At 69.0% G+C, this 19,267-nt stretch carries 13 protein-coding genes; 5 read left to right on the top strand and 8 right to left on the bottom strand.

The window, feature by feature from the left end; all coding sequences use genetic code 11:
- Positions 1-79: 79 nt before the first annotated feature.
- Positions 80-2,059, bottom strand: a complete 1,980-nt coding sequence (locus tag ACFE7K_RS07480; RefSeq protein ID WP_375397557.1) for a DUF2207 domain-containing protein — start codon at positions 2,057-2,059, stop codon at positions 80-82.
- Entirely contained in the window at positions 2,056-2,622 is a 567-nt protein-coding gene (locus ACFE7K_RS07485) for a LemA family protein (protein ID WP_375397558.1), read from the bottom strand. Before ACFE7K_RS07485 ends, ACFE7K_RS07480 begins: the two co-directional genes overlap by 4 nt.
- Before the next feature lie 169 nt (positions 2,623-2,791).
- Between ACFE7K_RS07485 and ACFE7K_RS07490 the strand changes: the two genes are divergently transcribed.
- The 4 genes from ACFE7K_RS07490 to ACFE7K_RS07505 all read left to right on the top strand — a co-directional run bounded on the left by ACFE7K_RS07490 (position 2,792) and on the right by ACFE7K_RS07505 (position 8,192).
- Positions 2,792-3,865, top strand: a complete 1,074-nt coding sequence (locus tag ACFE7K_RS07490) for a protease inhibitor I42 family protein (RefSeq protein WP_375397559.1) — start codon at positions 2,792-2,794, stop codon at positions 3,863-3,865.
- A gap of 105 nt (positions 3,866-3,970) precedes the next feature.
- The gene (locus tag ACFE7K_RS07495) at positions 3,971-6,061 is read left to right on the top strand and encodes a transglycosylase domain-containing protein (RefSeq protein WP_375397560.1); all 2,091 of its coding nucleotides are present in this window, start codon (positions 3,971-3,973) and stop codon (positions 6,059-6,061) included.
- Positions 6,062-6,257: 196 nt separating this feature from the next.
- Positions 6,258-7,262, top strand: a complete 1,005-nt coding sequence (locus ACFE7K_RS07500) for a threonine aldolase family protein (protein ID WP_375397561.1) — start codon at positions 6,258-6,260, stop codon at positions 7,260-7,262.
- Positions 7,263-7,274: 12 nt separating this feature from the next.
- Entirely contained in the window at positions 7,275-8,192 is a 918-nt protein-coding gene (locus ACFE7K_RS07505) for a DMT family transporter (protein ID WP_375397624.1), read from the top strand.
- Here the strand turns inward: ACFE7K_RS07505 and ACFE7K_RS07510 are convergent.
- The gene (locus ACFE7K_RS07510) at positions 8,102-8,911 is read right to left on the bottom strand and encodes an SDR family NAD(P)-dependent oxidoreductase (RefSeq protein ID WP_375397625.1); all 810 of its coding nucleotides are present in this window, start codon (positions 8,909-8,911) and stop codon (positions 8,102-8,104) included. The genes ACFE7K_RS07505 and ACFE7K_RS07510 overlap by 91 nt on opposite strands.
- Before the next feature lie 152 nt (positions 8,912-9,063).
- On the opposite strand from ACFE7K_RS07510, the gene pepN reads away from it, so the two are divergent.
- The gene (pepN, locus tag ACFE7K_RS07515) at positions 9,064-11,679 is read left to right on the top strand and encodes an aminopeptidase N (RefSeq protein WP_375397626.1); all 2,616 of its coding nucleotides are present in this window, start codon (positions 9,064-9,066) and stop codon (positions 11,677-11,679) included.
- A gap of 66 nt (positions 11,680-11,745) precedes the next feature.
- Here pepN and ACFE7K_RS07520 read toward each other — a convergent pair whose 3' ends face one another.
- The 5 genes from ACFE7K_RS07520 to ACFE7K_RS07540 all read right to left on the bottom strand — a co-directional run bounded on the left by ACFE7K_RS07520 (position 11,746) and on the right by ACFE7K_RS07540 (position 19,267).
- Positions 11,746-13,242, bottom strand: a complete 1,497-nt coding sequence (locus ACFE7K_RS07520; RefSeq protein WP_375397562.1) for a lipopolysaccharide biosynthesis protein — start codon at positions 13,240-13,242, stop codon at positions 11,746-11,748.
- Positions 13,243-13,263: 21 nt separating this feature from the next.
- Entirely contained in the window at positions 13,264-16,044 is a 2,781-nt protein-coding gene (gene polA, locus ACFE7K_RS07525; RefSeq protein WP_375397563.1) for a DNA polymerase I, read from the bottom strand.
- Between the two features lie 73 nt (positions 16,045-16,117).
- Positions 16,118-18,718 carry a DNA mismatch repair protein MutS gene (gene mutS / locus ACFE7K_RS07530; protein ID WP_375397627.1) on the bottom strand — a complete coding sequence of 867 codons (2,601 nt, stop codon included), beginning with the start codon at positions 18,716-18,718 and terminating at the stop codon, positions 16,118-16,120.
- A gap of 94 nt (positions 18,719-18,812) precedes the next feature.
- Positions 18,813-19,061 (bottom strand): type II toxin-antitoxin system RelE/ParE family toxin, encoded by a 249-nt coding sequence (locus tag ACFE7K_RS07535; protein ID WP_375397564.1) that lies wholly within the window; start codon positions 19,059-19,061, stop codon positions 18,813-18,815.
- On the bottom strand, positions 19,001-19,267 hold the full coding sequence (locus ACFE7K_RS07540) for a hypothetical protein (RefSeq protein ID WP_375397565.1): 267 nt from the start codon (positions 19,265-19,267) through the stop codon (positions 19,001-19,003). The genes ACFE7K_RS07535 and ACFE7K_RS07540 overlap by 61 nt, the downstream gene beginning before the upstream one ends.

The raw sequence follows: 19,267 nt of genomic DNA on the forward strand, positions 1-19,267 counted from the left end.
AGCTTGAACCACATCCCAACAACCTTGGGAATCCACCTTATGGGCCTGGACCCTAAAGCATCGCCGCACCAGACCGATCTTACCAGCCCGATCCGCCGCCGCCGCCACCCCCGCCGCCCGACGATCCGCCGCCGCCCAAACCGCCATCGCTGCTACTCGGGGAGGTCGCCGCCGACGAGATCGCGCTGTTGAGCGAGCCGCCGACTTCCGAGGCGAAGCTGCCGGGATCGCTCCAAAAATTTCCGTTGCCCGAATACCACATCATCGAGTTGGCGGTGGTCCCCGCGGCGGCCGCGGCCGCCAGCACGCCGGTAAAACGCGCCGCCCAGCGGTTCTCGACGTCCAGCGCGATGGCATAGGGCAGATATTGCTCGAACAGTTCGGGCGTCTTTTCCGGCGGGTTCATCCGGTCGAGCCGCTGTTCCTCGGCAATCCCTAGATATTGTTTGAACCCCGCGATCTGGTCCATCGCGCGACGTCCTTCGGCGGTCGGTGCAGCCATCCAGATAAAAGCAGAGATGGCCAGCGGGATAATGACCAGCGGAAACAGCACTGCCACCTCGCCGCCGGCCAGCGCATCGAGCACCGCCGCCACGCAGAACAACGCAGCGAACATAGCGGCAATGACGATCCCCGCCCATAACAGGCATTGCGATCCGGTGCTGCGCCTGGCCACCCGGTGCAGCCAGACCGCGCCGGCCAGGAATGCGGCGCCCATGACCGGGATACCCAGCTCCTGGGGCGCCGCGACCGGATCGCGTACCGCCATTGAGACGAAAGCGATAGCGAGCATGCAGCCGATCAGCGTAAGCACGCCATATGTCGCCCAATCGGTGTTGGCGCTGAACATCGTGGCCGCATATTGCTGCTTCAGCTGCTTTTCCAATGCGGTCCGCGCTGCCTGCAGCGTGGCGTGGTTGTCCTGCTTGAGAGCCAGCGTATCGCCGCCGCCGAACAGCGTCGACAGCATCGCGCCCTCCGCCGCGGGCACCGTGACATCCCGCATAGTGCGGTCCAGCGTGGTGGTTCCCTTGTGAAACCAGCCGCCGTCTTCCTTGCGGATGTGAAGCTGGCCGAGGACGCCGAGCTGAACGACTGCCGCGGTGAACCCACGATTGTCGAGCTTCATCCGGTTGATGTACCGCGCCGCCGCCGCGCTGAGCCCCGCCGGCGGTGAGAAGATCGGTACGACGGGGCCGGGGCGGGGACCGCGACCCGCGCCCAGCCAGGCGCGGAAATAATAGATGCCCATGCCGACGATCGAGAGCAGGCTGGCGGCCAGACCGGCCCAGTCCTGCAACCACCAGCCCAATCGCCGATTGGCCGTGACCGGATCGATCGCGGTCGGCGGGAAGGCGGCGGCAACGGTCAGCCCCGCCGCGATCGGCAGCGGCCGGGTGGTGCGGAAGGCGATATAGCCCGGCCGCTCGTCGACCACCATAGCATCGGCCGCGGTCGACCCTTGCGGCCCGGTATAGGCGGCACGGTCGCCGAATGCGGCCGGCGTCGGCAGCGTGATCCGCGCCTCCGCGCTATCGATCGCGAACCGCCAGCCATTGCCGGTGGCGTTCCAATAGAGTTCGTCCCGGTCCGACCCACGGATCACCTGACGCGAGGTGCGATAGCGGATCACATAGACATGCTCGCCCGGCGGCACGATCACGTCGGGCTTGCCGATCTGCATCCGCACGCCGTTGGACAGGTAGGTCAGGCTGTATTGCTCGGCGGCGCCGTCGCGCGCGGCGGAGACCATCGTGAACGCGACTGTCGTCGTGCGGCCCAGCGGCGTCCGGTAGCGGGTCGGAAATTCGCGGTTGATGCCGTGCCGGATCGCGTCGCCGGTCACCAGGAAACGAATCGTCTCGGTGACGTCGAGGGCACCCGATTTCTTTATCCTGACGTCGCTCAGGAAGCTCAGGATGCGCTCCTGGCCCTGATCGGCCGTGCTGTCGGACGCGATTCCCACGACCGGTATCGCCGCCCGATCGTCCTGCGCCAGGACCGGCAGAACGATGCAGGCCAGCGCCAGCGCGATCAGGCGCGCCAGCCGGCGCCTCATTTTGGCTGGCCGTCGAACTGTACACGCGGCACGGTCTGCAACGTGGCGACGTCGTCGGCGTAGAATTCCTCTTCCTTAAAGCCCAGGGGGCTCGCGACCAGCACCGAGGGAAAGGACTGAATGCTGGAGTTGAGGTCGCGAACGGTGGCGTTGTAATAGCGGCGCGCGCCGGCCAGCTCGGTCTCGATCCCGCTCAGTTCCTCCTGCAACTGGCGGAAATTGGCGTCCGCCTTCAGCGTCGGATAGGCCTCGGCGACGGCGACGATCCTGCCCAACATGCCGGTCATCTGCGCATCGGCCTGAGCAGTGGCGGCGACGCCCTGGGCCGACAGGGGGTCGGTGCGGCGGGCGGTTACTTGTTTAAATAAATCGCCTTCGTGCGTGGCGTAACCTTGCACCGTCGCGACCAGATTCGGCACCAGATCGGCGCGACGGCGCAGCTGGACGGTGATGCCGCTGAACCCCTCGCGCACCAGCGCGCGCAGCCGGACCAGCCCGTTATAGAGGATCACCAGATAGACCAGCACCAGCGCAAGCACGCCCAGAACGATGAAACCGACCATATGCCCTCCCGACTGCCCACCCGCGGGGCGCGTCCTTATCACCCGCGCGGGCGGGCCGCCGCAAGAGACCGCGTGAGGGACGGGGACGACCGGCCTGACACAATCGTGCGACAAACCCGGCATAGCGGGGGCGCTGACGTTGAGGAGTTCGGCGATGCAGGTTTGGTGGATGGCCCTGGCGATCGTCGCCGGGCAGACGGATACGCCGCCGCCCAGGCCGCCCCTGGCCGGCACGCTGCCCCCGGCGGCGCGGTCGTCGAGCGCGTCCGACGACCGCCCGCGCGGCCCGCTGTTCATCAGCCCGATGGGGGAGCCGTTCCGCGGCCCGGACCCGATCTCGATGTGGTTCGACCGCGCCGATGCCAATCGTGACGGCTGGATTACCGAGGACGAATTCGTCGCCGATGCCGCCCGGTTCTTCGGGGTGCTCGATCGCGGCCGGGACGGTGAGATCGATCCCGACGACATCGAGCATTATGAGACGGTGGTGGCCCCCGAAATACGCACGGGCGGCGCGAGCATCGGCGGCGGCAACGCGCGCGCTGGTGGCGGTCGCCGGGACGGCGGCGGCCGACGCCGGGGCGGCGGCATGGGTGGCTTCGGCGGGGGGCAGGGCGACGGCCGGAGTTCGTCGACGGCTCCCACCGCCCGCTACGACGACACCCGGCGCGGCGCGGCGCGCTTCTCGTTCTTCGATTTCCCCGAGCCGGTCACCGTTGCCGACGCCAATTTCAATCGCGGCATCGACTTGCGCGAGTTCATTGCGGCGGCGCGCGACCGGTTCGCGATGCTGGACAAGGATCGGGAGGGTCGGCTGTCACGACGCGCACTGCCCAAGCTGCCGGCCGCCAATGACGGCCCGGGCAAGCGCTGGCCGGGCCCCCGCCCGCCCGGCGGCAATGGCGGAACCCCGCTGACCTTGACCGAGGCCGATGCCGGCAGGACCGTCACGGTCACGCCGGGCAGTGACGTGACCGTCAGGCTGACCGAAAATCCCAGTACCGGCTATGGCTGGACGGCGGTCGCCGCGCCGGGCATCGAGCAGGTCGGCACGCAGGCCTATATCGCCGATCCGATGCCCAAGGATGCGGGCGAGGTCATGGTGGGCAGCGGCGGCACCGCGGTGTTCCGTTTCCGGGTGGCCAGGCGCGGCACGCACGTGCTGACGCTGAACTATGCCCGGTCGTGGGAAAGCGGACGGGCGCCGGCACGGACCGTCCGTTTCGTGCTGGCCGCACGCTAAGGCAGGACCACGCTAGGCAGGACGTTGCCCGGCCGGTATGATTTGCATGAGCTGTGTTATTAGGGCAATACGGCTTGCCGCCGCGTGCATGGTTGGAACGAACGGATGACGATCGACCAGTTTGACCACGGTCCGCGCCGCCCCGATCCGTGGGGCGGCGCCCGGGCGAGCGACGCGCTCGACCTGGCCCCCGCCCCGCCGGGCGGACCGCCGCCGCCGTCCCCCCCTTATTATCCTTCGGTCGCGCCACTGCCGGGCGGAGACGGCACCACGACCCCGCCGGCGGTGCGCCCGCGCCACCTGCTGCGCTGGTTCATCCGCTTGCTGGCGGTGCTGGTCGTGCTGTTCATCGTCGCGGTCGCGTGGCTGATGGTCACCGCGCCGTTGTCCAAGTCGCTGCAGCCGCCGACGCCGCCGTCCATCACGCTGCTCTCGGCGGACCGCTCGCCGATCGCCCGGCGGGGCGCGATCATCGGTGATCCGGTGGTCGCCTCGGCGCTGCCGCGTCACGTCACCCGCGCGTTCCTGGCGATCGAGGATCGCCGCTTCTTCTCGCATTGGGGGATCGATCCGTGGAGCATCGGCCGCGCGATGGTCCACAACATCATGCTGCGCAGCGTCCGCGAGGGCGGCAGCACGATCACGCAGCAACTGGCCAAGAACGCCTTTCTCGATTCGGACCGTACCGCGGGACGCAAGCTGCGCGAGGTCCTGATCTCGTTCTGGCTCGAAGCATGGCTGACCAAGGACCAGATCCTGTCGCGTTATCTGTCGACGGTATATTTCGGCGACAACGTCTATGGCCTGCGCGCCGCCGCGCGGCATTATTTCGACTGCGATCCCGAAGACCTGACGATCGCCCAGTCGGCGATGCTCGCCGGCCTGGTCAAGGCGCCGTCGCGGCTGGCGCCGACCGGCAATTTGACCGGCGCGCGCAAGCGGCAAACGGTGGTCGTCGCCGCCATGGTCGCCGCCGGCTTCCTGACCAGGGAACAGGCGGCGGACGTGGGGCCGGCCACGCCCCGCCCGCGTCCGCTCAAGCTGGTGCCCGACGGCACCTATTTCGCCGATTGGGTGTTGCCCTCGGCGCGGGACAATGCCGGCGACCTCAGCCGCGAGATGATGGTGACGACCACGCTCGACCGCCGGATGCAGGACGCCGCCGAACGCGCGGTGCGCCGTGCCGGCCTCAGGACCGCACAGGTCGCGATCGTGGCGATGCGTCCCGACGGCCGCGTGGTGGCGATGGTCGGCGGCAAGAACTATGCGAAGAGCCCGTTCAATCGGGCAACCCAGGCGCGGCGCCAGCCGGGATCGACCTTCAAGCTGTTCGTCTACCTGGCGGCGATGCGCGCCGGCCTGACCCCCGACGACATGGTCGACGATTCGCCGGTCACGATCGCCAAATGGTCGCCCCGGAACAGCAACGGCCAGTATGAAGGTCCGATCAGCCTGCGCCGCGCCTTCCAGAAATCGAGCAACGTCGCCGCCGCGCGGCTGATCCAGCGGGTCGGCGTTGACAACGTCATCCGCGCGGCGCGCGACCTGGGCATCTCGACACCGATCCCGCGCGAAGCGTCGATCGCGCTCGGCACGTCGACCGTGTCGCTGCTCGAACTGACCAGCGCCTTTGCGGGCGTCGCCGCCGACAGCTATCCGGTGCGGCCGCGCGGGCTGGATGCCGGCGGGTCGGGCAATTGGTACAATGCGATGGTCGGCGCGCAACGCCCGCTGGGCGGCCGGGTCCGCGGCGAGATGCTCGACCTGCTTGCCGCCTCCGCGCAGGACGGTACGGGCAAGCAGGCCGCGCTGTCGATCGATACCTATGGCAAGACCGGCACGACCCAGGACAATCGCGACGCGCTGTTCATCGGCTTCGCCAACGGGCTGGTGTGCGGCGTGTGGGTCGGCAATGACGACAACAGCGCCAATCCGGGCTTGTCGGGGGGCGGCATCCCGGCGCGGATCTGGCGCGACTTCATGATGCGTGCGCTCGGCGTCGGCCCGCGCGAGCCGCCCCCGCCGCCAGCGCCCGCCCCCATTCCGGATGCCGGCCCGCTGCTCCAGGGCGACATACCGGGCCTGGGGATCAACGTCAGCATCGGGCGCGACGGGGCGTTCCATATCGGTCCGTCCGGCGACGCGCGCGACCGGCCGCGCCGGGCACCCGGCGATGGCGGCGGGAACGAGCAGTAGAAGACGGCGGCGGCGGAATGGTCCGCGGCGCTTGCGACCGAGCCGCGTACCGACTGTCCGTCGCCCCGGTGGCGGCCGGCCACCGGGTTTGGCCCTCCACCGCGTCACAACATAACGGCCCCGGCCTTCGCCGGGGCGACGCACCGAAAGCACGGGCGTTGACGCCCGCCCCGCCGCGCCGCAAGGGCGCGGGGCCATGCGCTTCTTTTCGGACAATGCCGCCCCCGCCTGCCCCGCCGTGCTCGACGCGATCGTCGCGGCCAATCGCGTCGACACCGCTTATGACGGTGACCGATGGTCGGCGGCGCTCGACGCGCGCTTCGGCGCGCTGTTCGAGACCGAGGTCAGCGTGCTGTGGACACCCAGCGGCACCGCGGCCAATTGCCTGGCGCTCGCGGCCTTGTGCCCGCCGCACGGCGCGATCGTGTGCCATCGCGACGCCCACATCCAGAATGACGAGTGCGGCGCGCCCGAATTCTACACCCATGGCGCCAAGCTGCTGCTCGCAGAGGGCGACGGCGCCAAGCTGACCCCGGCGCGGATCACCCAGGTCATCGACCTGATCGCCGACGACGTCCACCGCGTCCAGCCGCATGCCGTTTCGATCACCAACGCCACCGAATATGGCCTGGTCTATCGCCCCGACGAGGTCGCCGCGATCGGCGCGCTGGCGCGCGCGCGGGGCCTTGGCCTGCACATGGACGGCGCGCGCTTCGCCAATGCGGTGGCGACGACCGCCGCGGCGCCGGCCGACCTGACATGGCGCGCGGGCGTCGATGCGCTGAGCTTCGGCTTCATCAAGAATGGCGGGATGACCGCGGAGGCGCTGGTGTTCTTTCGTCGCGACCTGGTCGACGCGACGCGCTATCGCCGCAAGCGCGCCGGGCTGCTGCTGTCCAAGGGACGGTATCTGGCGGCACAGATCCTGGCGATGCTCGACGACGACATCTGGCTGGCCAATGCACGCGCCGCCAATGCCGGCGCCGCGCTGCTCGCGCGCGCGGCGGGCGGGCGGCTGGTCCATCCGGTCGAGGCCAATGAGGTGTTCGTGCGTGTCGCCGCGGACGAGGCGGCGGCGTTGCGGGCCCTGGGGTTCGACTTTTACGACTGGGCGCCGGGCGAGATCCGGCTGGTGGTGTCGTGGGACCAGAGCGAGGCGGCGATCCGCCCGCTGGCCGACGCGATCGCGGCGTTGGCTTGATCCGCCGTGGCGATGCCCGATGCGCCCCCGCCCCGATCAACTCGCCTCGCAGTGCTGGTCCCGTTCGGCATCGTCACGCTGATCTGGAGTTCGACCTGGCTGGTGATCCGCGACCAATTGGGCGTGGTGCCGCCAAGCTGGTCGGTGACCTATCGCTTCCTGCTCGCCGGGCTGGTCATGGCGGGCTATGCGATCGTCCGGCGCGAACGGTGGAACCTGGGCAGGCGCGGCGTGGCTTTCGCCGCCGTGCTGGGCCTTGCTCAATTCTGCCTGAACTTCAACTTCGTCTATCGCGCGGAGGAGCACGTCACCTCGGGACTGGTCGCGGTGATGTTCGCGCTGCTGCTCGTGCCCAACGCCATATTCGCGCGGCTCTTCCTCGGCCAGCGGATGGGCGGGCAGCTGATCGCCGGATCGGCGGTGGCGATGGCCGGCGTCACCCTGCTGTTCGTCCATGAGGCGCGTGCCGATCCGAGGGGCACGAGCGAAGCGCTGGCCGGCATCGGACTGACCCTGTGCGCGACGTTGTCCGCGTCGGTCGCCAACGTGATGCAGGCGACGCCGACCGCCAGAAGCTATCCGATGGGCGCGATGCTGGCGACGGCGATGCTGATCGGCGCGGGGATAGACGCCGGCTATGCCTTCGCCGTCGCCGGGCCGCCGGTGATCGAGATGCGGATCGGCTATCTGCTGGGGATCGCCTATCTCGGCGTGTTCGCGTCGGCACTGGCGTTTCCGCTGTATTTCGGCGTGGTCCGGACGATCGGCCCGGCCAAGGCGGCCTATTCGAGCGTGATCGTGCCGGTCATCGCGATGCTGCTGTCGACGCTCTTCGAGGGCTATCGCTGGTCGGGGCTGGCGGTATCGGGCGCGGCGCTGACCGCCGCCGGACTGGTCATCGCGTTAAGGGCGCGCAGGCCCGCGCGATAATCGGGATAGGCCGGATGCCAGCCGAGCACGCGCCGGGCCCGCAGGTTCGAAACGCGGCGATTTTCGGCATAGAAGGCGCGCGCCGGGGCGGACAGCGTGGCCAGATCGACGAACGGCGGCGGCGGCAATCCCAGCAACGTCGCGGCAAAGGCGGCGACCGCATCCTGGCCGGCCGGCAGGTCGTCGGCGAGGTTGTAGGCGCCGGGCGGGCCGTCGAGCGCGGCGATGACCCCGATCGCGATGTCGTCGACATGGATGCGGCTGAACACCTGGCCGGCCAGCCCGACGCGATGCGCGGTGCCCTGGCGCACGCGGTCGAGCGCCGACCGACCGGGGCCATAGATGCCGGGCAGCCGGAAGACGCGCGCGCCCAAGGCTAGCCATTGGCGATCGGCGGCGTCGCGCGCCGGCCGCCGGCCGCCGATCGGCGCGCTTTCGTCGACCCACGCGCCCCCGGTATCGCCATATACCCCGGTCGACGACAGATAGCCGAGCCACTTGCCGGCCAAGGCGTCGCGATACCGCGCCAGCACCGGGTCGCCATCGCCCGGCGGCACCGAGGACAGGACATGGCTCGCCGCGGCCAGCGCGGCCCGTACCGCGCGGCCGTCATCGAAGGCGATATTGCCCGCGCTGCCCGTCGCATCGATCCGCCAGCCCGCCCCGGCCAGCCGCCGGGCGATCACCGCCGCGGCATAGCCCAGGCCGAAGACGAACATCCGCACCACGTCGCTCCCTTCCGCCCTTCCCGGATCGCGGCGGGCACGGCTTTCCTCTTGGCTGTCCCCCCGCCCGAGCGTAGCACGGGACAAAGGCCTGGCAACGCCGCGACGCGAGCCGGGCCGGCAAGGTACGGATGACAATCCCCGCAATGATCGACGCCACTGCCGCCCCTTCCCTGCCGACCGTGATCCGCCGCGAGGAGTATCGGCCGCCCGACTGGCTGGTCCCGCACATCACGCTCGATTTCAACCTGGCGCCCTCGGCAACCCGCGTGGTGGCGACGCTCGACGTGATGCGCAGCGGCAACCACGACCGGCCGCTCCGGCTCGACGGCGGCGGGCAGCAGCCGGTGCGCGTGCTGGTCGACGGCATCGCCCGCAATGACTGGCGGATGGACGGCGATACGCTGGTGATCGCGTTGTCGGGCGATGCCCAGCGGGTCGAGACCGAGGTCGAGATCGCGCCCGACCGCAACACCCAGCTGATGGGACTTTATGCGTCGGGCGGCAATCTGTGCACGCAATGCGAGGCCGAGGGGTTCCGCCGCATCACGTTCTTCCCCGACCGGCCCGACGTGCTCAGCCGGTACAAGGTTCGCCTGACCGCCGAGCGCGCGCGCTATCCGGTGCTGCTCGCCAATGGCGACCCGGTGGCATCGGGCGATCTCGACGACGGCCGGCACTGGGCGGAGTGGCACGATCCGTTCCTCAAGCCCTGTTACCTGTTCGCGCTGGTCGCGGGCGACCTCAGCTGCAATCGCGGCACCTTCACGACGATGTCGGGACGCGAGGTCGCGCTGGGCATCTGGGTCCGCCACCCCGACCTGCCGCGCACCGAACATGCGCTGGCCGCGCTGAAGCTGGCGATGGCGTGGGACGAGCGTGTCTATGGCCGCGAATATGATCTCGAGATGTTCAACATCGTCGCGGTGGACGATTTCAACTTCGGCGCGATGGAAAACAAGGGGCTGAACATCTTCAACAGCCGCTACATCCTGGCCGACCCCGATACCGCCACCGATTACGATTACGACGCCATCGCCGCGGTGGTCGCGCACGAATATTTCCATAACTGGTCGGGCAACCGGGTGACCTGCCGCGACTGGTTCCAGCTGTCGCTGAAGGAGGGCTTCACGGTCTTTCGCGACCAGGGTTTCTCCGGTGACCAGGGATCGGCGGCGGTCAAGCGGATCGACGACGTCCGGTCCTTGCGCGCCGGCCAGTTCCCCGAAGACCAGGGTCCGCTGGCCCACCCGGTGCGGCCCGAAAGCTATATGGAGATCAGCAACTTCTACACCGCGACGATCTACAACAAGGGCGCCGAGCTGATCCGGATGATGGCGCGGATGCTCGGGCCGGTGGAATTCCGCGCCGCGACCGACCTCTATTTCGACCGTTTCGACGGCACCGCCGCGACGTGCGAGGACTTCGTCGCCTGCATGGAGGAAGCCAGCGGAGTCGACCTGGCGCAGTTCCGGCGCTGGTATTCCCAGGCCGGCACGCCGCGCGTCGTCGCTGCGCTGGAGCACCACGCCGGACAAGACCGCGCCACGCTGAAGCTCGCCCAGCGCACCCCGCCGACGCCGGGCCAGCCCGCCAAGGAACCGTTCGTCCTGCCGCTGGCGATCAAGCTGTTCGGCAGCGCGACCGGTCGCTCCTTGTCGGACGAACAGCTCGTCATCCTCGACGGAGCGACCGAGCAATGGGTGTTCGAAGGCGTGACCGAGCGGCCGGTCCTGTCGATCAACCGCGGTTTTTCGGCGCCCGTGATCATCGAAAGCGACCGTTCGGCTGCCGACCTCGCCTTCCTGTCGGCGCATGACGACGATCCTTTCGCCCGCTATGAGGCGATGCAGCAGCTGATGCTCGATACCCTGGTGGTCGCGACCACGATCGGGCACGCCGATCACCGGCCGGTGATCGAGGCGGTCCGCCGCACGCTGGAGGATCCCGCGCTCGACCCGGCCTTTGTCGCCGAGGCGGTATTGCTGCCGTCGGACAGCTTCATCGGCGACCATCTGGCGACCGTCGATCCCGAGGCGATCTTCACCGCCCGCGATACGCTCCGCGGCGATCTGGGCCGCCAGCTGGATGCGCTGTGGCGCTCGGCCTATGCCGGTGCGAGCAGGGGCGGGCCGTTCGTGTTTTCCCCCACTGCCAAGGCGGGCCGAAGGCTGCGCACGGTGGCACTGGGTTATATCGCGGCGAGCGGCGTGGAGGATGGCGCGACGCTCGCCTTCGCCCAGTTCGAGGCGGCCGACAACATGACCGACCGCCAGGGCGCACTGACCACCCTGGCCGGCGGCCAGGACGATCGGACATGGGCGGCCAAGCGCGTCGCCGCGCTCGACATCTTCTATAATCGCTACTCCGCCGACGCGCTGGTGCTCGACAAGTGGTTCTCGACCCAGGCGCTGTCATCACGCGACGATACCAGTGCGGTGGTCGCCGACCTGGCGCAGCATCCCGATTTCACGCTGGCCAATCCCAACCGTGCCCGCGCGCTGATCGGCGCGTTCAGCGTCAACCAGCGCGCGTTCCATGTCGCCGGCGGGGCCGGATACCGGTTCGTCGCCGACCATCTGATCGCGCTTGACAAGCTCAACCCGCAGACCGCGGCAAAGCTGCTGCCGCCGCTCGGCCGCTGGCGCCGGTTCGATGCCGGCCGCGCGGCGCTGATGCGCGGCGAGCTGGAACGCATCCTGGCGACGCCCGGCCTGTCGAAGGACCTGTTCGAGCAGGCGTCGAAGAGCCTGGCGGGCTAACGTCGATGTCAGCGTCGCTGAAGCGGTGCCGGCACCGCAACCGTTTCAGCTTTGCTGAAACCAACTTCAGGGGCGAGCGGCGCCCGGCAGGCGCCGGAACAGCGCGCGGTCCTCGGCGCCGAATGCCCAGCGCCACAGCACGAGCAGATAGATGGCGGCGATCATCGGTTCACCGATCACCAGTTCCGCCCATTCTAAGCGATGCGGCAGCGCGGTGAACAGCGTGCCGACCACGATCGCCGCCGCCGCTGCCCAGGCGATCGGCCAGCGCCACGCCGATACCGACGCGCGCAGCAGCCGCGACAACAACGTTACCTTGATCACCGAGGTCAGCGCGAGGCTGGCCATCAGCGCCACCGCCGGCCCCGCGGCCTGGAAGGCGATCGGCCAGCCGATCCCGCGCATCGCGTAGATCAGCCCGAAGCTGAGCGCGATCTGGAACGCGAGCATCGCCGCCGAGATCGCCAGGTTGCGATGACGCGCGACATAGACCAGCGCCGATTCGCTGACCGCCCCCTGGCTGGCCAGCACTTCCGCCCATAGCAGGAAGGCGAGCGCCGCGGTGCCGGCGACGAATTGCGGACCGACCACGCCCATCACCGCCTGGCCCGGGAGAGAGCCCATCAGCGCCAGCCCCGCCTGCGCCGCCATGATCCAGAATCCGACCTGGCGCACCTGGCTGGCGACCGCGGCGCGATCGTCGCGGGCCAGGCTGGCGGCGATTACGGGGCCCAGGATCGGATCGAAGCTGGTCTTGAGCTTGCCGGGAATCGAGGCGACCTGTTGCGCCATATAATAGATGCCGACGATCTTCGGTTCGAACACCATGCCCAGGATGAAGCGGTCGACGTTGCGCGTCGACCATTCTATCGCATCGGCGCCGGCCAGCGGCACGTTGCGCCGGGCCAGCATCACCAATCGCGCGACATGCGGCGTCCATCCGGCGGGCCGGCCATAAGCGCGGACGAATGGCACCAGCGACGCGGTCAGCGCCGCCAGCATCGACAGCATATAGGCGAGCACCAGGCCGTCCTGGACCGTGACGAAGAAGAAGCCCCAGGCGGCGGCGCTGATCGTCCACGGCTCGATGATGGCGCGCGCGGTCACTGTCGCGCGGACGTTGAGGCGATAGGCTAGCGCCGCCAGGCTGACGTCCGACCAGGCGATCGCGACGATGATCGCGGGCAGCGCGCGTTCGATCGTGGAAATGTCGCCCTCCGGGTACATCACCATCGGAAAGGCGACCAGAACGGCGCCCGCGACCAGCGACACCAGCAGCGCCACCGCCATCCCGTCCCATACGACATGGGCGTGCGGCCGATCGGTGCTGCTCAACGCCTGCGCCAGCCCGCGCTTGAGGCCAAGCGTCGCGACCAGCGCGGCCAGCTCGATCACGACGACGGCCAGCGCGAACCGCCCGACCGCATCCGGCCCATAGAGCCGCCCGGCAATGAACAGGAACGGCAGCCGCGCCGCCAGCCGCAGGAGAAAGCCGATGATGTTGGTCCGGCCGCCCTTGGCGAGCGCCGACAGGCCGTCGGTGGACGCCGCGGGCTCAGTCATCGGCGACACCGCCCGATCGGATCAATGCGCCGCGCCCCAGCTCTGGCCGGTGCCGATCTCCACCGCCAGCGGCACGCTGAGCATCACGGCGGGCTCGGCGGCGGTCGCCATGACGCGCGCGATCACCGCGCTTGCGCCGGCGACTTCGGCCTCCGGCACCTCGAACACCAGTTCGTCATGGACCTGGAGCAGCATCTTCGTGCCGGTCAGTCCTTCGGCGGCAAGCGCCGGGCCCATCCGGATCATCGCGCGCTTGATGATGTCGGCGCTGGTGCCCTGGATCGGCGCGTTGATCGCCGCGCGTTCGGCGCCCTGGCGCTCGTGCTGGACCTTCGACTTGATCCGCGGGAAATGGCATTTCCGGCCGAACAGGGTGGAGGTGTAGCCGGTCTCGCGCACCAGTTCGGTGGTCGCGGCGATATAGTTGCGGATGCCGGGGAAGCGATCGAAATAGCGATCGATCATCGCCTGCGCCTCGTCGGGCGTGACGTCGAGCCGACCGGCCAGGCCCCAGCGGCTGATGCCGTACAGGATCGCGAAGTTGATCGTCTTGGCACGGCCGCGCGTGTCGCGATTGACCTCGCCGAACAATTCGGTCGCGGTCATCGAGTGGATGTCGTCGCCTTGCGCGAATGCCTGTTTCAGCGCGGGGACGTCCGCCATGTGCGCGGCCAGGCGCAGCTCGATCTGCGAATAATCGGCGGCCAGGATGACGTTGCCCGGCTCGGCGACGAACGCGTCGCGGATCCGGCGGCCGGTCTCGGTACGGATCGGGATGTTCTGGAGGTTGGGGTCGGTCGACGACAATCGGCCGGTCTGCGCGCCGGTCAGGCTGTAGCTGGTGTGGACGCGCCCGGTTGCGGGGTTGATCTGCGCCTGGAGCGCGTCGGTATAGGTGCTCTTCAATTTCGACAACTGGCGCCAGTCGAGCACCTTGACCACCATCTCGCGGCCGCCAGAATCGCTGGACGAATTCTTATCGGCGGCAATGCGTTCGAGCTCGTTGACGTCGGTCGAATAGACACCCGACTTGCCCTTGCGCCCGCCCTTGATCCCCATCTTGTCGAACAGCACGTCGCCCAGCTGCTTGGGGCTGCCGATCGTGAACTTGAACCCGGCCAGCCCATGGATTTCCTCCTCGAGCGCGGCGATCTGGTGCGAGAATTCGGTCGACAGGCGGCCCAGGATGTCGGCGTCGACCCGGATGCCGTGGCGCTCCATCCCGGCGATCACCGCGGGCAGCGGGCGGTCGACCATCTCGTACACCCGCGTCGCGCGTTCGGCCGCCAGCCGCGCCTTGAACCGCCGCCACAGCCTGAGCGTCACGTCGGCATCCTCGGCGGCGTAGCGGGTCGCCGCCTTGAGGTCGATCTCGGCGAAGCTGCGCTGCGACTTGCCGACCCCGACGACGTCCTTGAACGCGATGCAGCTGTGCGACAGGTGGGTCGCCGCCAGCTCGTCCATGCCGTGGCCGTGCAGCCCGGCGTCGAGATCGAAGCTCATCAGGATCGTGTCGTCATACGGCGCGACGTCGATCCCCGCGCGGCCGAGCACGACCATATCGTATTTCAGATTGTGGGCGATCTTGAGCACCGCCGGATCCTCGAACAGCGGCTTCAGCTTCGCCAGTACCGTCGCGCGATCCAGCTGCGCCGGCACTTCGGCGAACATGTCGGTGCCGCCATGCGCGATCGGCACATAGCAAGCGAGGTTGGGGTGCAGCGCCATGCTGACCCCGACCAGTTCGGCGCGGGTGGCGTCGACCCCAGTGGTTTCGGTATCGATCGCCACCCAGCCCTGGTGCCGCGCGATCGTGATCCAGCGATCGAGCGCGGTTTCGTCCACCACGGTTTCGTAGCCGTCATGCTCGCACGGCGGATCCTCTCCGATCGGCGTGCCGGCCAGGCCCGCCGTCGCTTCCTCGACCGGCGGCTCGGCGACCGCCGACAATTTGGCGAGCAGCGACTTGAAGCCGTGATGGTCGAGGAACGCGCGCAGCGGCGCGTCGGGAATGCCCTTCAGCTCCAGCTCGTCGAGCGGATCGGGCAACGGCGCGTCGCAATGCAGCGTGACCAGCACCTTGGACAGCCGGGCATTGTCCGCCTGTTCGATCAGATTGTCGCGCAGCCTGCCGGGCTTCATCGAGGGCGCGGCGGCGAGCACGCCCTCCAGGTCGCCATGCTCGTTGACCAGCTTGGCCGCGGTCTTGGCGCCGACGCCGGTCACGCCCGGCACGTTGTCGACGCTGTCCCCCATCAGCGCGAGGACGTCGCCAAGCCGGTCGGGACCGACCCCGAACTTCTCCATGACATGGTCGGGGCCCAGCCGCCGGTTGTTCATCGTGTCGTACAGGTCGACCGACGGATCGGTCATCAGCTGCATCAAGTCCTTGTCCGAGCTGACGATCGTCACCGCCCAGCCCTGCGCCAGCGCCGCCTTGGTATAGCAGGCGATGATGTCGTCGGCCTCCAGCCCCTCGGTCTCGATGCACGGCAGCGAGAAGGCGCGCGTCGCATCGCGGATCATCGGGAATTGCGGGACCAGATCCTCGGGCGGGGGCGGGCGGTGCGCCTTGTACTGGTCGTAGAGGTCGTTGCGGAATGTCCGGCTCGACTTGTCGAGAATCACCGCCATGTGGGTCGGGCCATCGGCCTCGTTCAGCTCGTCGACCAGCTTCCACAGCATCGTCGTATAGCCATAGACCGCGCCGACCGGCTCGCCATGCTTGTTGGTCAGCGGCGGCAGCCGATGATAGGCGCGAAAGATGTAGCCGGAGCCGTCGACGAGATAGAGATGGGGCATCGCGCGCGACAGATAGCCCAGCGGACGCTCGCGACAAAGCCCGCGCTGTCGCTTCCCCGCAATGCCGTACCGGTCATTCCCGCCCGTATTGGGGCGCCGCTTCCCGCGTCAGCGCCTTCAGCCGATACAGCGCGTCCAGCGCCTCGCGCGGCGACAGGGCGTCGATGTCCAGCGCCTCGACCGCGGCGCGGATCACGTCGCATTGGTCTTCCTCGGCATGCGCCGCCGCGGCGAACAGCGGCAGGTCATCCAGGCCAGCGGCGATCCCGCCCGTCCTGGCGCGCCCCGCCTCCAGCTTTGCCAGCACCGCCCTGGCGCGCGCGATCGCCGCGGGCGGCAAGCCGGCGAGACGCGCGACGGCCAGGCCGTAACTGCGATCGGCGGGACCGTCGGCGACCTCGTGGAGCAGCACCAGGTCGCCCTTCCACTCGCGGGCGCGGACATGGTGCAGCGTCAGCCCGTCGCAGCGCTCGGCCAGCCGGGTCAGTTCGTGATAATGCGTCGCGAACAGGCAGCGGCAGCGATTGTCGTCATGGATCGCCTCGACCACCGCCCAGGCGATCGCCAGCCCGTCATAAGTCGAGGTGCCGCGCCCGACCTCGTCGAGGATCACGAACGATCGCGGCGTCGCCTGGGCCAGGATCGCGGCGGTCTCGACCATCTCGACCATGAAGGTCGAACGGCCGCGCGCGAGATTGTCCGAGGCGCCGACCCGGCTGAACAGGCGATCGACCAGACCGAGCGTGGCGCGGGTCGCGGGGACGTAGCTGCCCGCCTGCGCGAGGACGGCGATCAGCGCGTTCTGGCGCAGGAAGGTCGATTTGCCGCCCATATTGGGGCCGGTGACCAGCCACAGCCGCGATGCTTCGGACAGGCGGCAATCGTTGGCGACGAACCCTGCGCCGCTGCGCGCCATCGCCGCCTCGACCACCGGGTGGCGGCCGCCGGCGATCTCGAAACAGGGTCGGTCGACCAGCGTCGGGCGTGCCCATCCCCCCTCTACCGCGCGTTCGGCGAGAGCGGCGGCCACGTCCAGCCGCGCCAGCGCATCGGCGGTGGCCGCAATCGCCTCGCGGCTCGCCAGCGCGGTTGCGGTCAGATCTTCGAGATGCGCGGCCTCGGCGGCGAGCGCGTGGCCGCCCGCCTGGGTCACCCGCATTGCCAGTTCGTGCAGTTCGGGCGCGTTGAACCGCACCACGCCGGCCAGGGTCTGGCGATGGATGAAGCCGCTGTCGGCCGCCATCAGCGAGTCGGCGACACGCGCCGGCACCTCGACGTGATAGCCGAGCACGCCGTTATGGCGGATCTTGAGCGCGCCGATGGCGGTACGCGCACGATATCCCGCCTCCAGCGTGGCGATCGCCCGCCGGCCCCCGGCGCCGACGTCACGCAGGTCGTCGAGCGCATTGTCATAGCCGGCCGCGATATACCCGCCGTCCGATGCGTCGATCGGGGGCGCCGGCACCAATGCGCGTTTCAGGAGGTCGATCAGCGTGCCGTGGCCGCGCAATTGCGGCGCGATCGCCGCCAACAGGATGGGCGGCTGATCCAGCCGATCGATGCGCTCCCCCAGCATCCACGCGCCGTCGAGCCCGTCGCGCAGCTGGCCCAGGTCACGCGGACTGCCGCGCCTCGCCGCCAGCCGTCCCAGCGCGCGGCCGATATCGGGCAGCGCGCGCAACGTCGCGCGCATCTCCTCGCGCAAGCCGCCATCGTCATGGAACAACCCGACCAGCGCGAGCCTCGCCTCGACCCCGGCGCGGTCCATCAGCGGCGCACCGATATCGGCGGCGAGCAGCCGCGCGCCGGCGGCGGTGACGGTGCGGTCGACCGCGTCGAGCAAGCTGCCCTTGCGCTGACCCGCCTGGCTCTGGGTCAGCTCCAGGCTCTCGCGGGTCGCCGCGTCGATCGCCATCGTCTCGCCGGCGGAAATGGCACGCGGCGGCGTGAGGAACGGCAACGCGCCCTTAGCGGTATGCGCCAGATACGCGACCAGTCCGCCCGCCGCCGCCAGCGCGGCGCGCCCGAAACGGCCATAGCCATCGAGGGTCGCTACCCCGAACAGTGCGCGCAATCGGGCTTCGGCGGCAACGCTGTCAAAGTCGCCGCGCGGACGCAGCGCCGTCGCGTACGCGGCCAGCGCGCCGTCTTCGCACGCGATCACCTCGGCCGGCATCAGCCGCGCCAACTCGGCGGGCAGCCTGGCGGCGTCGGTGTCGACCAGCTCGAAACGCCCGGTCGAGACGTCGGCGGCGGCGATCGCGACGCTCCCCGCCGCTTCGCCCAGCGCGACGCACCAATTCGCCGCGCGGTTGTCGAGCAGCGCTTCCTCGGTCAGCGTACCGGCAGTGACGATGCGGACGATCGCGCGGTCGACCAGTGCCTTCGACCCTGCCCGCTTGCGCGCTTCGGCGGGACTTTCGATCTGGTTGGCGATGGCGACGCGGTGCCCGGCCTTGATCAGCCGCGCCAGATAGCCGTCCATCGCATGCGCCGGCACCCCGCACATCGGGATCCGCTGCCCGTCATGCTCGCCCCGCGCGGTCAGCGCGATGTCGAGTATCGCGGCGGCGACCCTGGCATCCTCGAAGAACAGCTCGAAAAAGTCGCCCATCCGATAGAAAAGCAGGCAATCCCCCGCTTCCGCCTTCAGCGCTGAATATTGCGCCATCATCGGGGTGGGAGGGGCGTCGGCCATCAGTCGCGCTGCCTAGCAGCATGGCGAATTTCGAGGATCAGGACCGTATTAGCCATCACTTCGTACCGCATCAAAAAGGGCGAACGGTAACCAACTCCCTTTGCCCGCCGTCAATCGGCCGTCCCCGATTGGGAAAGTCGGTCAAGGCGTCGCCGGCATCGAGCAAGCGGCGAGAATTTGCTCTTGCCGCCTGATCATTGGACTGGGCGATGTATTCCGAAATGGTGCGAAGATCCGACAGCGCATTTCGCGACCAGGCTATTCCAGCCATTCCCTCGGCATCGGCTTGAAATCGGGCGTTCCCCAGGTGCGCAGCCATGTCGCGACCCTATCGTGCGAGACAACACGTCCCGCCTTCAAATCTTCTAAAGCCCGCGCGTCGGCCGCGGCGACTTCTTCGGGCGTCGAAGGAATACCGGGTGCGAGCGGCAGCGCTTCGAGCCAGGCGTCCAACGCGGCGTCATCCATGCCGGCGACGTCATCGTTCGCCCGGTGTTGATCGAAATCCTGCGGATCGCGTTCCAT

This window comes from uncultured Sphingomonas sp., from assembly GCF_964244265.1.
Lineage (GTDB): Bacteria > Pseudomonadota > Alphaproteobacteria > Sphingomonadales > Sphingomonadaceae > Sphingomonas.

Bases quoted from the DNA above. Each gene is read 5' to 3' on its own strand.
- ACFE7K_RS07505 (WP_375397624.1), top strand. From the start codon at position 7,275: ATGCCCGATGCGCCCCCGCCCCGATCAACTCGCCTCGCAGTGCTGGTC.
- ACFE7K_RS07520 (WP_375397562.1), bottom strand. From the start codon at position 13,242: ATGACTGAGCCCGCGGCGTCCACCGACGGCCTGTCGGCGCTCGCCAAG.
- ACFE7K_RS07490 (WP_375397559.1), top strand. From the start codon at position 2,792: ATGGCCCTGGCGATCGTCGCCGGGCAGACGGATACGCCGCCGCCCAGG.
- pepN (WP_375397626.1), top strand. From the start codon at position 9,064: ATGATCGACGCCACTGCCGCCCCTTCCCTGCCGACCGTGATCCGCCGC.
- mutS (WP_375397627.1), bottom strand. From the start codon at position 18,718: ATGATGGCGCAATATTCAGCGCTGAAGGCGGAAGCGGGGGATTGCCTG.
- ACFE7K_RS07495 (WP_375397560.1), top strand. From the start codon at position 3,971: ATGACGATCGACCAGTTTGACCACGGTCCGCGCCGCCCCGATCCGTGG.
- ACFE7K_RS07480 (WP_375397557.1), bottom strand. From the start codon at position 2,059: ATGAGGCGCCGGCTGGCGCGCCTGATCGCGCTGGCGCTGGCCTGCATC.
- ACFE7K_RS07540 (WP_375397565.1), bottom strand. From the start codon at position 19,267: ATGGAACGCGATCCGCAGGATTTCGATCAACACCGGGCGAACGATGAC.
- ACFE7K_RS07485 (WP_375397558.1), bottom strand. From the start codon at position 2,622: ATGGTCGGTTTCATCGTTCTGGGCGTGCTTGCGCTGGTGCTGGTCTAT.
- ACFE7K_RS07500 (WP_375397561.1), top strand. From the start codon at position 6,258: ATGCGCTTCTTTTCGGACAATGCCGCCCCCGCCTGCCCCGCCGTGCTC.
- polA (WP_375397563.1), bottom strand. From the start codon at position 16,044: ATGCCCCATCTCTATCTCGTCGACGGCTCCGGCTACATCTTTCGCGCC.
- ACFE7K_RS07510 (WP_375397625.1), bottom strand. From the start codon at position 8,911: ATGTTCGTCTTCGGCCTGGGCTATGCCGCGGCGGTGATCGCCCGGCGG.
- ACFE7K_RS07535 (WP_375397564.1), bottom strand. From the start codon at position 19,061: ATGGCTGCGCACCTGGGGAACGCCCGATTTCAAGCCGATGCCGAGGGA.